The 14,190-nt window shown below is 71.2% G+C and carries 13 protein-coding genes; 4 read left to right on the forward strand and 9 right to left on the reverse strand.

Annotated features, from left to right (window positions below):
• Positions 1-56: 56 nt before the first annotated feature.
• The 5 genes from AB0C35_RS00205 to AB0C35_RS00225 form a co-directional block, all read right to left on the reverse strand.
• Positions 57-1,226, reverse strand: a complete 1,170-nt coding sequence (locus AB0C35_RS00205; RefSeq protein ID WP_358448786.1) for a hypothetical protein — start codon at positions 1,224-1,226, stop codon at positions 57-59.
• Between the two features lie 130 nt (positions 1,227-1,356).
• On the reverse strand, positions 1,357-1,788 hold the full coding sequence (gene tsaE, locus AB0C35_RS00210) for a tRNA (adenosine(37)-N6)-threonylcarbamoyltransferase complex ATPase subunit type 1 TsaE (RefSeq protein WP_358449824.1): 432 nt from the start codon (positions 1,786-1,788) through the stop codon (positions 1,357-1,359).
• A 35-nt stretch (positions 1,789-1,823) separates the two neighbouring features.
• Positions 1,824-2,891, reverse strand: a complete 1,068-nt coding sequence (locus tag AB0C35_RS00215) for an alpha/beta hydrolase (protein WP_358448788.1) — start codon at positions 2,889-2,891, stop codon at positions 1,824-1,826.
• 11 nt (positions 2,892-2,902) lie between these two features.
• Complete coding sequence (gene alr, locus AB0C35_RS00220) at positions 2,903-4,027, reverse strand: alanine racemase (protein WP_358448790.1); 1,125 nt, start codon at positions 4,025-4,027, stop codon at positions 2,903-2,905.
• A 200-nt stretch (positions 4,028-4,227) separates the two neighbouring features.
• On the reverse strand, positions 4,228-5,700 hold the full coding sequence (locus AB0C35_RS00225) for an NAD(P)H-hydrate dehydratase (RefSeq protein WP_358448792.1): 1,473 nt from the start codon (positions 5,698-5,700) through the stop codon (positions 4,228-4,230).
• A 255-nt stretch (positions 5,701-5,955) separates the two neighbouring features.
• On the opposite strand from AB0C35_RS00225, the gene AB0C35_RS00230 reads away from it, so the two are divergent.
• The 3 genes from AB0C35_RS00230 (at position 5,956) to AB0C35_RS00240 (ending at position 7,529) form a co-directional block, all read left to right on the forward strand.
• Positions 5,956-6,816: a helix-turn-helix transcriptional regulator gene (locus AB0C35_RS00230; RefSeq protein WP_358448794.1), complete on the forward strand. Its 861-nt coding sequence runs from the start codon at positions 5,956-5,958 to the stop codon at positions 6,814-6,816.
• A gap of 39 nt (positions 6,817-6,855) precedes the next feature.
• A complete protein-coding gene (locus tag AB0C35_RS00235; RefSeq protein ID WP_358448796.1) occupies positions 6,856-7,077 on the forward strand; it encodes a DUF397 domain-containing protein in 222 nt (73 codons plus the stop codon).
• A 245-nt stretch (positions 7,078-7,322) separates the two neighbouring features.
• Positions 7,323-7,529 (forward strand): DUF397 domain-containing protein, encoded by a 207-nt coding sequence (locus tag AB0C35_RS00240; protein ID WP_358448798.1) that lies wholly within the window; start codon positions 7,323-7,325, stop codon positions 7,527-7,529.
• 163 nt (positions 7,530-7,692) lie between these two features.
• On the opposite strand, the gene AB0C35_RS00245 is transcribed toward AB0C35_RS00240, so the two are convergent.
• The 3 genes from AB0C35_RS00245 to glmS form a co-directional block, all read right to left on the reverse strand.
• Positions 7,693-8,682: an ABC transporter permease gene (locus AB0C35_RS00245; RefSeq protein ID WP_358448800.1), complete on the reverse strand. Its 990-nt coding sequence runs from the start codon at positions 8,680-8,682 to the stop codon at positions 7,693-7,695.
• A 6-nt stretch (positions 8,683-8,688) separates the two neighbouring features.
• On the reverse strand, positions 8,689-9,636 hold the full coding sequence (locus tag AB0C35_RS00250; RefSeq protein ID WP_358448802.1) for an ABC transporter ATP-binding protein: 948 nt from the start codon (positions 9,634-9,636) through the stop codon (positions 8,689-8,691).
• A 100-nt stretch (positions 9,637-9,736) separates the two neighbouring features.
• Entirely contained in the window at positions 9,737-11,581 is a 1,845-nt protein-coding gene (glmS, locus tag AB0C35_RS00255; protein WP_358448804.1) for a glutamine--fructose-6-phosphate transaminase (isomerizing), read from the reverse strand.
• Positions 11,582-11,705: 124 nt separating this feature from the next.
• Here glmS and coaA point away from each other — a divergent pair, with 124 nt between their 5' ends.
• Positions 11,706-12,647 (forward strand): type I pantothenate kinase, encoded by a 942-nt coding sequence (gene coaA, locus AB0C35_RS00260; RefSeq protein WP_358448806.1) that lies wholly within the window; start codon positions 11,706-11,708, stop codon positions 12,645-12,647.
• A 54-nt stretch (positions 12,648-12,701) separates the two neighbouring features.
• On the opposite strand, the gene AB0C35_RS00265 is transcribed toward coaA, so the two are convergent.
• Complete coding sequence (locus tag AB0C35_RS00265) at positions 12,702-14,072, reverse strand: alkaline phosphatase PhoX (RefSeq protein ID WP_358448807.1); 1,371 nt, start codon at positions 14,070-14,072, stop codon at positions 12,702-12,704.
• Positions 14,073-14,190: the final 118 nt, after the last annotated feature.

Here is a 14,190-nt window from a genome sequence, read left to right on the forward strand (position 1 = left end):
CTACAGGTCAGAGCCCGCCGTGGAACCGCCTCCGCCAGGGATGCGCCTCCGCCGGATCAGGACTGGTCGAGGGCCTGGATCACGGCCTTGGCCACTTCGACGGCGCCGTTGGTGGCGTCGCCCGAGGAGAGCGGGTCGCCGTCGTTGGAGCCGGAGTAGTGGATGGTGATGAGGACGTTGCCCTGGCGGACGTTGCCGATCGCCTCGCCGGACCCCTGCCCGTCGTCGACGCTGTAGACGACGTAGCCGTCGTCGCCGACGTCGTCGAGGCGGATCTTCTCCTTGAGCACCTGGCCGGGCAGCAGCGCCTTGCCGGACTCGTCGGCGGTCCGCTCGGAGCCGAACTTGGCGCCGGCGGTGTCGGTGGCCGTCTGGCCGCCCTCGGCGGCGATCGCGCGGAGCTCGACGGTGAGCTGACGCTTGTCGTCGCCCGCGTAGGCGCCCCAGACGCACTGGTTCTGCCGGTCGCTGCTCTGGTAGTTGTCGGCCTCGGTGCGCTCGGAGTTGGGCGCCAGCCTGTCGATGAGATCCTGGCCGATGATCGTGCAGGAGTCGGGGACGGCGGAGCGCTCGCCCTTGGACATCGGCGAACTCTCGGTGGCGCCGCTGCCGACGACCTGGCCGCCGTCGTCCTCGCCGCTCGCGCCGACGCCGCTCAGGACGACGAACGCGGCGAGCACGCAGACGGCGATGGCGGCGCCGACGCCGCCGAACACGACGGCCCAGCGCCTGCCGGTGCGGCGGTCGCGCACGACGCGGTGGCTGCCGGTCCGGTATCCGCCGCTCGCGGACCGGTAGGAGCCGCTGCCCGCCCGGTATCCGCCCGTGTCGCTGCGGAATCCGCCGGTGTCGCTCCGGTAGCCGCCGGTGTCACTGCGGTACCCGCCGGTGTCCCGGCCGTACTGGCCGCTCCCGGTCTGGTACGGGCCGGTCTCCCTCTGGTAGGGGCCGCTACCCGATTGCCCGGAGCCGTAGCCGCCGCCGGACTCGTAGCCACCCGACTCGTAGCCGCCGCCGGACTCGTAGGCGCCGGACCGGTACCCGCCGGACTCGTACTCGTACCCGCCGGTCCCCGAGGAACGGCTGGACTCCTGGCCCGGGTACGGCGCGTACTCGTCGCCGCCCGCGCCGTATACACCGCCGTCCTGCCGGTAACCGTCGCCCTGGCCACCGTCCGAACCGCGGTAGCTGTCGCGGTGACTACCGCTGCGATGGCTACCACTCACCGGATCCCACTCCTGCTTGCGGAAATCAATATGTCGTGAAGGTGAGGCTCGTTCCGGCAAAGAGTACGACATGCAGCCGTAAAGTGGACCACCCCGACTTGCAAAAAGCGCAGAAGTTGTCCGTACCCAGTCATCTAGCGCCGAGTTCCAGGTCGGACCAGCGATGACCGACCCCGACGATCCTTACTTCGCGTTCCTCGCCGGGCCCGTCCCCGCGAGAAATGATCACATCGAGCCGGTCCTCGGCGAGCCCCTCCGCGAGCCCTTCTCCCCATTCCACGATCGTCACCGATTCGTCAAGGGACGCATCAAGATCGAGGTCGTCCAGCTCCGCGAAACCGCCCAGCCGGTAGGCGTCCACGTGCACCAGCGGCGGCCCGCCGGCCAGCGAGGGATGCACCCGGGCGATCACGAACGTGGGCGAGGTGATCGGCCCGCGCACCTTCAGGCCCTCGCCGATGCCCTGCGCCAGCGTCGTCTTGCCCGCGCCGAGGTGGCCCGTCATCACGAGCAGGTCGCCGGGACCGAGCATGCCGGCCAGACGTACGCCCAGCTCACGCATGTCCTCGGCCGCGGGGACGGTGAGCGAGATCACATTCACGCGGTGCGCTCCTTCTCGTACCTCGGCCGGACGCGCTCGACCAGCCGGCGTAGGCCGCCGGTGACCACTCCCGGGTACTCCAGCGGCAGCACGTGCCCGGCTTCCTCCACCTCCACCAGCTCCGCGTCCGGAAGCGCGTCGGCGATGCGGCGGGCGTGCGCGGCGGGGGTCAGCCTGTCCGCCCCGCCGGCCAGCACCAGTGTCGGCACGTTGCCGAGAACCTCCAGGCAGGCGACCTTGTCATGCGCCATCAGCTCCGGGTAGAACTCGGCGATCACATCGATCGGCGTCGCCCTGATCATCTGTTCCAGGAAGTCGACCACGGTGGGGCTCACGTGCTTGTCGGCGAACGCCATCTTCCGCGTGACGACGAACGCCAGGTCGGCGCCCAGCCCGCGGGCCCGTTCCACCAGCTCGGCGCGGCGGCCGAGGCCGCGCAGCGTCCGGGGGGCCAGCGGCCGGACGACCTTGGCCAGCACCAGCGGCAGCCCCAGCGTCATCTCCGCCAGGTCGCCGCAGGACGTGTTGATCAGCGCGACCCCGACGACCTGCCGGTCGAACAGCTTGGGATGCCGGTCCGCCAGCGCCATGATCGACATTCCGCCCATGGAGTGCCCGACGAGGATGACGGGCCGGTTCTTGCGGACCGTGGCCTTCAGCACGGCGTACAGGTCGTCGCCGGTCTGCTCGATCGTCGCGTGCGTGGGGTCGCTGCGTCCCGACCGGCCGTGGCTGCGCTGGTCCCAGAACACCATCCGCAGGGATCCCTGCAGGTCACGGCGCTGGTAGTGCCAGGAATCCTGGTTGAGGGTGTAGCCGTGGCAGAACACGACGGTGAGGTCGGCGTCGTCCGGGCCGTCCACCTCGACGTGCAGCGGAAGGCCGTCGCCGGCCTGCACGGTCAGCTCCCGGCCGCGCAGCTCGCCGAACGGCTCGCCGGCGTCCGGGTCCGGCCGCAGCCGTAGCCGGCCGACGACGGCGTGCCGCACACCGACGGCCGCGCCGACCCCGGCGCCCGCGACGGCACCGGCGACGCCGAGCCTGCGCCTGCTTCTGCTGTCCATACACGCGCCCCCTACAGCGCCCCTCCCGGGTACGCCCTCGGTACCCGGGACCCGATGCGGGTGACGATCTCATAGGAAATCGTTCCCAATGCGTCCGCCCACTCCTGCGCGGTCGGCTCACCACGGTCGCCCGGCCCGAACAGGACGATCTCGTCGCCCGCCGAGAGCGGGTCGTCGCCGACGTCGATGACGAACTGGTCCATGCAGACCCGTCCGGCGATCGTCCGGCGCCGCCCGCCCGCGAGCACCTGCAGCAGGTTGGACCCGTGCCTGGGGATTCCGTCCCCGTACCCGGCGGGCACCACGGCCAGGGTCGTGTCCCGTTCGGTGCGGTACGTGTGACCGTATGACACTCCGCTGCCTGCTGGGACCCGCTTGACCAGCGCCGCGTCCGCCACGAGCGTCATCGCGGGACGCAGCCCGAACGTGCCGAGCGACGGCACCGGCGTCAGCCCGTAGGCGGCGATCCCCGGCCGGACGAGATCGAACCGCGCCTCGGGCAGCGTCAGCGTGGCCGCCGAGTTCGACAGGTGCCGCACCTCGAACCGCGCCCCCGCCTTCTCCGCGTGCTCGACCATCTCGGTGAACGCGCCGATCTGCGCCGCCACCGACGGGTGGCCCGGCTCGTCCGCGCAGGCGAAATGCGACATGACCCCGGCCACCCGCACGTGCCCCGCCGCCTCGGCCTTCAGCGCCGCGTCGACCAGCGCCTCCCAGTCCCGGCCCCGCACCCCGCCGCGGGACATGCCCGTGTCGGCCTTGAGGTGCACCCGCGCCTGACGCCCCGCCTGCTCGGCCGCGCGGACGACCTCGTCCAGCAGCCACACCGCGCCCACGGTGAGGTCGACGTCCCGTGCGACGGCGTCCTCGTACGGCTCGCCGGGGACCCCGAGGCACACCAGCGTCCGGACGGTGATGCCCGCGTCCCGCAGCCGCAGCGCCTCGGCCAGCTTCGCGACGCCCAGCCAGGAGGCCCCGCCGGCGAGCGCGGCGCGGGCGGCCTCGATCAGCCCGTGCCCGTACGCCTCGGCCTTCACCATGGCCATGACCTCGGCGCCCCCCGCGCGCTCACACAGCAGCCCGATGTTGTCGCCGATCACATCAAGATCGACACGCGCCTCCGCAGGAACACTCATAATCACAGTCTGCCGCCCTCCGGGCCATGCCCGGAGCCTCATGGCCCAGCTCAAGCCCATTCCGGCCCGGAATCGAACGCTCCCCCGGCGCCCTCTGTCCAATAGGACGCAAATGCCCGATCCAAGGTTCAAGGCACCGACACGGCCGCCCATGTTCACCGCACCGTGTCGCCCTATCGGCCGACTACTTGCAACCGCAATCAAATAGAGCGACGGAACGCTTCGGGGAGGGCGGTGATGACGTCGTGGGCGCTGATGGGGGAGTCGCGGCCTGGGGTGGGGGCGGCGGCGAGGCGGGCGGCGAGGCCGTGGAGGTAGGCGCCGGCCGCGGCCGCGTCGATGGCGGGCATCCCGCCGGCGAGGAGGGCGCCGATCAGGCCGGACAGGACGTCGCCCGTTCCGGCGGTGGCCAGGCGGGGGGTGCCGGTCGGGTTGACGCGGACGGGGCGGTCCTGTTCGGCGACCAGGGTCGTGGAGCCCTTGAGCAGGACGGTGGCGGACAGTTCGGCGGCGGCACGGCGGACGTGTTCCAGGCGCCGGGCCTCGATGTCCTCGCGGTCGGCGGCGATGAGGCGCGACAGCTCACCGGCGTGGGGGGTGAGGACGGTCGGGGCGGCGCGGCGCAGCAGGTCGCGGCGGCGGGACAGGACGGTGAGGCCGTCGGCGTCCACGAGGGCGGGCAGTTCGGTGGTGAGGACGGCCTCCAGCAGCGCCTCGCCGGCGTCGCCGGTGCCGAGGCCGGGGCCGACGACCCATGCCTGGACACGGCCGACGCGTTCGAGGACCGCGGGGCCGTGGGAGCCGGGCTCGATGACGGTGGTTACCGCCTCGGGCCAGCGGTGCCGGACCAGTTCGACCGGGTGGGCGACGGAGGCGAAGCGGACCATGCCGGCGCCGCCGTGGACGGCGCCGCCCGTGGTGAGGACGGCGGCGCCGGTGAACGCGTCGCCGCCGGCGAGGACGCCGACGACGCCGCGGCGGTACTTGTCGGACTCGGAGCCGGGCTCGGGCGGCTGGACGTCCTCCGGGCGGGCGGCGACGACGTCCGGGTCGGGCAGGTCGGGGCCGAGTCCGATGTCGACCAGTTCGACCACACCGCAGTGGGACGCGCCCGGGTCGATCAGGAGGCCCGGCTTGTGCGTCCCGAAAGTGACGGTCACGTCGGCGTGGACGGCGGCGCCGTCGACGCGGCCGGTGGACGCGTCCACGCCGCTCGGGACGTCGCAGGCGACGACGAGGCCGGTGGACGCGGAGGCCAGCGCGGCGTACCGGGCGTGGGGTTCGCGGAGACCGCCCGTGCCGCCGATGCCGGTCAGCCCGTCGATGATCAGGTCGGCGTCGTCGATGGCGGCGGCCTCGCCCGACTGCAGGACGCGGCCGCCGGCGGCACGCAGGGCCGCCAGGCCGCCAGGGTGGATCTTGGACCCGGCCTGGACGACGTGGACGCGGGAGCCGCGCCGGGCCAGGCGGGCTCCGGCGTAGAGGGCGTCGCCGCCGTTGTCGCCGCCGCCGACGAGCAGGACGACGCGCGACCCGTACACGGCGGGCAGGATCCGGGCGCAGACGGACGCGAGGCCGGCGGCGGCGCGCTGCATCAGGGCGCCGTCGGGAAGCCGGGCCATCAGGGCCTGCTCGGCCGCTCGCACCTTGCCGACCTCGTGCGCGTACCTCATCCGCGGCCCCCCAAGTCGATCACACACTTAGCGTGCCACGTGGAGGCTCGCCGCAATCCCGCTTCCCCCTTCTCGCCCGGGGACACGCCCCCCACGAGGGCTTTGTATGTTGCAGTGCAAGTTTCGGTGTCATGTGCGGGAAAGAATCATCGGCCGTAGAATCTTCCTCATCCGGTCCGATGTATTCGCACTGCGGCACCCCGGTGCGGCAGAATGCGCCCAGATCAGTCCGCCGGGACTGGAGAGGCCCGATCAATGAGCACTTCCCGAGGTCCCTCCGTCCGGCAACGGCGGCTGGCGGCCGAACTTCGGAGACTGCGCGAGCGGAAGGGGCTCACGGGAGACGAGGTCGCCGATCGGCTGACCTGGTCCACCGCCAAGGTCAGCCGGATCGAGAACGCGCGGACCGGCGCGAAGATCAGCGACGTGCGACGTCTCCTCGACCTGTACGAGATCGACGACGCCCGCCGCGACGACCTCATCTCCCTGGCGCACGACGCCGCCCAACGGGGATGGTGGGAGGAATACCGCGACCTGCCGAGCGAACTCGCCGACTTCATCGCGCTGGAGTCCGAGGCCACGGCCGTCAGGGAATGGGGCAGCACCGTCTTCCCGGGGCTGTTGCAAACGGAGAGTTACGCGCGGCATGTGATCGGTGGCTGGAGCGACCTCGCGACCCTGCCGCCACAGGAACTGGAACGCCGGCTGGACGTGCGAATGCGGCGGCGGCAGCTGCTGCACCGGGCACATCCGATGGAACTGTCGGTGGTTCTCGACGAGGCGGTTCTCAATCGCCGGATCGGGGACCAGAAGGTCATGCGCGAGCAGCTGGAACATCTGTGCCGGATGACCGAGCTCCCGCATGTGACGGTGCAGATCCTGCCTTTGAACGTGGCACACTCGGTGTTGGCTGAGTCCTTTATACTCCTGGAATTCTCACCGGTGCACGACATCGTTTTCCCTGATATCGTGCACACCGAATCCCTGACAATCAGCCACTTCGCGGATGAGACTGTTACGTATATGTACAGGCTCGCCTATACAAGCCTGGCCGCCCAGGCCTTGGACGCCACCGAATCACGGCGGCGCATCACCGAGGCCAGAGACGCCTGGTGAAGGCCCGCAAAGGGGCTCAATCCTTGTGAAAGGCACCGAGTGTCCCCTTTCGCCACTCCTGCTCCGCAATGGAGGAGAAGCGCCCACTGCGGGGCGAGTAACACGTGCGTCGAAGTCGCCACACTGGACGGTTCGTCCCATTCCATTGGGGCGCGTGACGCCAAGCACGGTACGCAGAGTCCGGTCCTGTCGTTCTCCCAGGGAGAGTGGCGGGAGTTCGTCGGACGAGCCAAGAAGGGCGAATTCGATTTGCGCCGATGAGACGCGGCCAGAGCCCGGCCGCCGCCCGCTGAGGGCACGGTAGGGCGCCGCGGTGGACGAGCCGGGTCCACGCCGGACTCGGCTCGTTGCTCCCCCAGCCGAAACTCTGCTCCTACCTCGCCACTCCTGTCACCCGCGCACCGTCCTGACCGCAGGTGATCAGGAGTTTTTTGCGATCTTGTTACCTTGTGTCAAGCACCGGCAGCGCGGCCGCGGACAATGCAACTTTCAAGGCAGGAGTCGGCATGAGTTCGTTCCATGGGACACCGCCCGCCCGATGGAGAAGGAGTTCCCGATGCGCCAACGTCGGATGTGTCGAGGTCGCGCGACTGGACGGCGAGGCGATATCCGTCCGGGACACCGAGGACACCGCGACACGCCTCGCGTTCGGCCTGGATGAATGGCGCAGGTTCACCGAGCACATCAGGGCGGGCCGTTTCGACCGCCACTGAAAGCATCCCTGCAAGTTTCACTCCGCCTGAGAATCCCAACTCAATCGGAGAATTGCGTTCAGTGCCGATAGAGCTGTTCCATCTTTGTTCACGCCGAATGTTTTCACGCCGACCGCGATCACGCAGGACGAATTCTCGTTTCCTGATCACCCTGGCCGGTTTTTCACGCCACGCGGACGCCCTTCGGAACGCGGTAAAGGGGCGTCCGCAGCCGGGTGGCCGTCAGGCAGATCGCACCGGCGGCGAGAAACAGGTCGAACAGCAGCCCGTACTGCCAGACGGAACCGCCCTCGCCCCGGTCGGACCCGTGGTGGCCGCCGTCCCCTTCGCGGATGTCGCGCACTTCGCGGCTGAGCCCGCCGAGCGGATCGTTCGGCGGCGACCGCATGTACCTCACGTCGCCGGCGATGATCTCGCGCTCGGGCAGCCTCGGCGCCGCGTCGGCCAGGACGACCACGGGGTTGGGCGCGAGCAGCCACCAGACGCGCTCGGTGTGCTCGATCGTCTCCCCGTGGACGCCGTACGCGGACTCCACCCGCCGGTGCTCCGCGGTGACCGGAACCGCGATCATGAACAGCAGCGGCGTGCCCGCCAGCAGCCCGAAGACCGTCAGGTACGACATCAGCACCGAGGTGATGCTGCGCGCCAGCAGCGCCGACCACGCCTGCGACACCGCGCAGACCACGCCGATGAGCAGGGCCATGACGGTGAGGACGACCAGGGCGCGCCCCACGCCGACCGCGCCCTCGGCCACCGGCCACAGCACGCACGGCAGCGTCAGCAGCAGCGTGACCAGGCCCGTCCCCCACGCGGCGGCGAGCTTGCCGAGCGCGATCTCCCAGGGCGTGAGCCGGGTGACCTGCAGCGTGGCGAGCGTCCCGCGCTCCCGGTCCCCGTTGATCGACTGGCCGCTGAGCGCCGGGGTGATCAGCAGCGTCAGCACGAGCACGCCGAACAGGACGCTGCCGAACATCGGAACGCCCGGCTCGCCGAACTCCCTCGACGTGTCATCGGCCTCCAGCGCCAGCCGCAGCAGCAGCCCGAGCCCGTTGACGGTGACGAACCAGATGGCCAGCAGCGTCTTCCAGCGGCCCGTCCGCAGCCGGGTCCTGATCTCCTGCCGGGCCACCAGGCCGATTCCGTGCGCGGTCATGGCGGTTCACCTCCGGGTGTCGGTCATCGCCAGGTAGGCCGATTCGAGGGCGCTGCCCGCGGGGGCGAGACCGGTGACGGGCACGTCCGCGGCGACGAGTTCGGCCAGCAGCCCGGCCGCCTCGGCCTCGGTGAACGGGCCGGCCTCGGCGCCGCCCGGCAGGTCGCTGACGGGTTCCAGGCCCGTCCGCCCGTCGAGCGCCCGGGTCAGGGCCTCGGCGAGCAGGCCCGGGTCGAGGGAGCGGATCCGCCACCGGACGCGGGCCGCCGCGCCGGTGATGTCCGCCATTGCGTGGTCGCCGACCGTCACACCATGGTCGACCAGGACGACACGGTCGGCGATCTCCTCCAGCTCGCTGAGGATGTGGCTCGACACCAGCACCGCGACCCCGTCCGCCGCGAGGGACCGCAGCAGGTCGCGCAACTCGATGCGCGAGCGCGGGTCGAGCCCGGACGCAAGCTCGTCCAGCAGCAGGACGCGGGGATGGTGGACGAGGGCGCGGGCCAGTCCGAGCCGCTGCTTCTGCCCGCGCGACAGGGCGTGGACGGGCTGCCCGAGGCGGTCGTCCAGGTGGACGAGGCTGAGCAGCGCCCTGAGCCGCCGGGGACGCTCCGCCTTCGGCAGCCCGTAGGCGTCGGCGAAGAACGCCAGGTACTCGTCCACGGTGAGCTGGTCGTACACGCCGAACGTGTCCGGCATCCAGCCGAGCGCGTCGCGGGCCCTGCCCGGCTCGGTGAGCGCGTCATGGCCCGCGATCCGCACCGTGCCCATGTCGGGCGCCAGCAGCGTCGCCAGGATGAGCAGAAGGGTAGTCTTGCCCGCGCCGTTCGGCCCGACCAGCGCCGTGACCTGCCCGTACGGGACGGTGATGTCGAGGCCGCGCAGAGCCTGCGCGGGCCCGAAGCTCCGCGCCACCCCGTGCGCCTCGATCCCGAGGTCGCCGTGTCCTGACACCCGTCACCTCCCGACACGGGCCGGTCCCGATTTTCCTGGGACGCGCCCCACCGCCGGGAGGTTCCGGGGCGAACCCGGATGACGCAGGCGAAGCAGGTGGTTACTCGACCGTCACGGACTTGGCGAGGTTGCGGGGCTGGTCGACGTCGTGGCCCTTCGCGGTGGCCAGTTCGCACGCGAACACCTGCAGCGGGACGGTCGTGACCAGCGGCTGGAGCAGCGTCGGGACGGCGGGCACGCTGATCAGCGTGTCGGCGTACGGCTTGACCGACTCGTCCCCGTCCTCAGCGATCACGATGGTGCGGGCGCCCCGGGCCCGGATCTCCTGGATGTTCGACACGATCTTGTCGTGCAGGACCTCCCGCGCCCGCGGCGGCACGACGACCACGACCGGCAGGCCCTCCTCGATGAGCGCGATCGGGCCGTGCTTCAGCTCCCCGGCGGCGAAGCCCTCGGCGTGCATGTACGCCAGCTCCTTCAGCTTCAGCGCGCCTTCGAGGGCGACGGGGAAGCCCACGTGCCGGCCGAGGAACAGCACGCAGTGCTCGTCCGACAGCGACCGGGCCAGCTCGCGGACCGGCTCCATCGTCTCCAGGACCTTCTCCACCTTCTCCGGCATCCGCTCAAGGAGCTGCACCATGGCGAACACCTCGTCCCCCCACTTGGTACCGCGCACCTGCGCGATGTACAGCGCGATGAGGTAGACGGCGACGAGCTGGGTGAGGAACGCCTTCGTGGACGCGACCGCGATCTCCGGCCCGGCGTGCGTGTACAGGACGCCGTCGCACTCGCGCGGCAGCGTCGAGCCGTTGACGTTGCAGATGCCGAGGAGCTTGGCCTTCTGCTCCCGGGCGTGCCGGACGGCCATCAGCGCGTCCATCGTCTCCCCCGACTGGGAGATCGCGATGACCAGCGTCGTCGGCGACAGGATCGGGTCGCGGTAGCGGAACTCGCTGGCGAGCTCCACCTCGCAGGGCAGCCCCGCCCAGTGCTCGATCGCGTACTTGGCGATGAGCCCGGCGTGGTAGGACGTCCCGCACGCCACAATGATGATCTTGTCGACCTCGCGCAGCTCCCGGTCGGGGATGCGCATCTCGTCCAGGTGGAGCCGGCCGTCGGTGCCGATCCGGCCGAGCAGCGTGTCCGCGACGGCCCGCGGCTGCTCGGCGATCTCCTTCAGCATGAAGTAGTCGTAGCCGCCCTTTTCCGCGGCCGACACGTCCCAGTCGACGTGGTACTCCTTCACCTCGGCGGGTCGCCCGTCGAAGTCGGTGACGGTGACCCCGCCCGCGCGCAGCTCGACGACCTGGTCCTGGCCCAGCTCGATCGCGTCCCGGGTGTGCGCGATGAACGCCGCGACGTCGCTGGCGAGGAAGTTCTCGCCGTCGCCGACCCCGACGACCAGCGGCGAGTTCCGGCGCGCGCCCACCACGAGGTCGGGGTCGCCGGTGTGCACCGCGACGAGCGTGAACGCGCCGTCCAGCCGGCGGCAGACGCGGCGCATCGCCTCCGCGAGGTCGCCGCCCGCCTTCAGCTCGTCCTCCAGCAGGTGCGCGACCGCCTCGGTGTCGGTGTCGGAGCCGAGTCCGTGCCCGGCCTCCTCCAGCTCCGCCCGCAGCTCGGCGAAGTTCTCGATGATCCCGTTGTGGATCACCGCGACGGAGCCGGTGCAGTCGACGTGCGGGTGCGCGTTCCGATCGTTCGGCGCGCCGTGCGTCGCCCACCGCGTGTGCCCCATGCCGAGCGTCCCCGCGGGCGGCGGCTCCTCCTCCAGGGCGCCCCGGAGGTTCACGAGCTTGCCCGCGCGCTTGGCCGTCGCCAGCTTCCCGTCGGCCAGCACGGCCACCCCGGCCGAGTCGTAGCCGCGGTATTCGAGCCGCGCCAGCCCCTCCACGACCACGTCGAGCGCCGGCCGGCCGCCTACGTACCCCACGATTCCGCACATGGCGGCAACTCTATTCGGTGTCTTCGCCAGGACCTACCCGCATGGGAGGGGGAGGGGTGGCGTTAGCGTGGGCTATCCGTGAAAACCCGGTGACCGGGAGAAGCGCCCGGTTACTGTTTCAGCCATGACGAGCGGATGGGACACCGTGCCGAGCCCCTACGTGGAACTCCCCCGTGAAGCCTGGCGCGGCCTGCGCGAGAACACGCCGCTGCCGCTCACGCCCGGTGAGCTGGAGGCGCTGCGCGGTCTCAAGGACCCGATCGACATCACCGAGGTCGAGGAGGTCTACCTGCCGCTGTCCCGGCTGCTCAACCTGTTCTTCCTGTCGGACGGGCGCCTGCGCGACACCGTCAGCGGCTTCCTCGGCGGCGAGGTGCAGCCCACCCCGTTCATCATCGGGGTCGCGGGCAGCGTCGCGGTCGGCAAGTCCACCACGTCCCGGCTGCTGCGCACGCTCCTGGCCCGCTGGCCCGAGCATCCGACCGTGGAGCTGGTCACCACCGACAGTTTCCTTTACCCGAACGCGATCCTCTCCGAGCGCGGGATCCTGGACCGCAAGGGCTTCCCCGAGTCCTACGACCGCCGGTCCCTCGTCCGGTTCGTCTCCGCCATCAAGTCGGGCGCCGACGAGCACGCGATCCCGGTGTACTCGCATCTGGAGTACGACATCGTCCCGGGCGCGACGCAGACCGTCCGGCGGCCCGACATCCTGATCGTCGAGGGGCTGAACGTCCTGCAGGCGGCCCCCGTCGGCACCCTGGGCGTGTCGGATTTCTTCGACTTCTCCATCTATGTGGATGCCCGGGTCGAGGACATCCGGCAGTGGTACATCGACCGGCTGTTCGCCCTGCGCCGCACCGCGTTCACCGACCCGCGCTCGTACTTCCACAAGTACGCGCACGAACTGGACGAGGACGAGACCGCCGCGTTCGCCCAGCGCGTCTGGCGGGACGTCAACGAGATCAACCTCGTCTCCAACATCCTGCCGACCCGCGCCCGCGCCACCCTCGTCCTGCACAAGGATAAGGAACACTGCGTCCAGCGCGTCCGCCTGCGGCGCATCTGAGTCCGCCGAGCCGCCGCGCGGCCCGGACATCACGGGCGCCGCGGGTGGACGAGGTCAGCGGCGGCCCCAGGGGCCGGTGATCGCGAACGTGGTGCCCGGGTCGTAGACGTTCACGAACATCGTCCGGCCGCCCCGGCGGAACGTGACGCCCGCGAACTCGCCCCACTCGGGCTCGGCCTCCGTGCCGGTGTTCTGCCGGTTCCGGGCCAGGGCGTACACCTCGCGGCGGCGGGTCACCCCGTACACGTGCTGCGCGCCGCCGCCGTCCTCGCACACCATCAGCCCGCCCTGCGGCGCCAGGCAGATGTTGTCGGGCGACTCGCCCGGCATCTGCACGTCGGTGTCCGGACCGAACGCGATCACGAGGGTCAGCCGCCGGCCTCGCGGCTCGTACGACCACACCTGCCCGAAGTGATCGGCGCCCGACCCCTCGCCCTTACGCGCGTAGCTCGTCACGAAGTAGACGCGGTCGCCGCCCCAGTAGCAGCCCTCCAGCTTCTGCGCGTGCGTGACGCCGCCGCGGCCGAAGTCCTGGAGCCGGATCGGCGTCTCCTTCGCCAGCGGATCAGGCACCGGCTCCCATCCCACGCCGTGGAGCACGGTGCCGGGCTCCTGCACCACCGACAGGTCCGGGACGTCGGGGACGCGCATCGCCTCAAGCCGCCCGCCGGCCCGCAGGCTCCCGAACCCGCCGCGCGGCCTCCTCGGCCGGAACCGGTAGAACAGCCCGAAGGGGCTGTCGAACGCGTCCTCGGTCTCGTACACGGTCCCGTCGCGCGGGTCGACGGCGATCGCCTCGTGCTGGAACCGCCCCATCGCGGTCAGCGGCTCGGGGACGGTGCGCCCCTGCCGGTACGGGTCGACCTCGAAGATGAACCCGTGGTCCTTGGTGTAGTCCCCGGTGCCCGCCTTGTCCTCGTTCTCCTCGCAGGTCAGCCAGGTGTGCCACGGGGTCGGGCCGCCCGCGCAGTTCACCGCCGTCCCCGCGATCGCGACCCGTTCGGCGTGCACCCGGCCGCCGTGGCCGACCTCCAGCGCGGTGCAGCCGCCGAGGGCCCCCGGGTCGTAGGTGACGCCCTCGACCGGCGGCACCCGGTGCTCGGCGTCCGGGCGGTTCTCGTGGTTGCGGACGAGCCAGGTGCGTCCCTTCGCGGGGAAGGCGGCCATGCCGTCGAAGTTGCTCGGCACCGTCCCCTCCCCGGAGCGCAGCGGCTCCCCCTCACGGGACAGGACGGTGTACCGGAACCCGCGCGGCAGGTCGAGCACACCCTCCGGGTCGGGCACCAGCGGCCCGTACCCCCCACGGCCGCCGATCGGCGCGGCGGACGCGTCTCCGGCGAACAGTTCCTCGACGGCGCCGGCGAAGGCGATCCCCGCCCCCACCGCACCCGTCCCGGCCAGGACCTGGCGGCGCGAGACCGACATGAGCACACTCTCCCTGGTGGACGATCAAAGACCTTCCACGGCCGTTGTAACACGCGTCACACCCCAGGCATATGGCAGACCTGCACAGTCCCCCCGAACCCGGAGCGCCCCGGCCGCG

Origin of the sequence: Spirillospora sp. NPDC048819 (assembly GCF_040650055.1) — a bacterium.
Classification (GTDB): Bacteria; Actinomycetota; Actinomycetes; order Streptosporangiales; family Streptosporangiaceae; genus Spirillospora.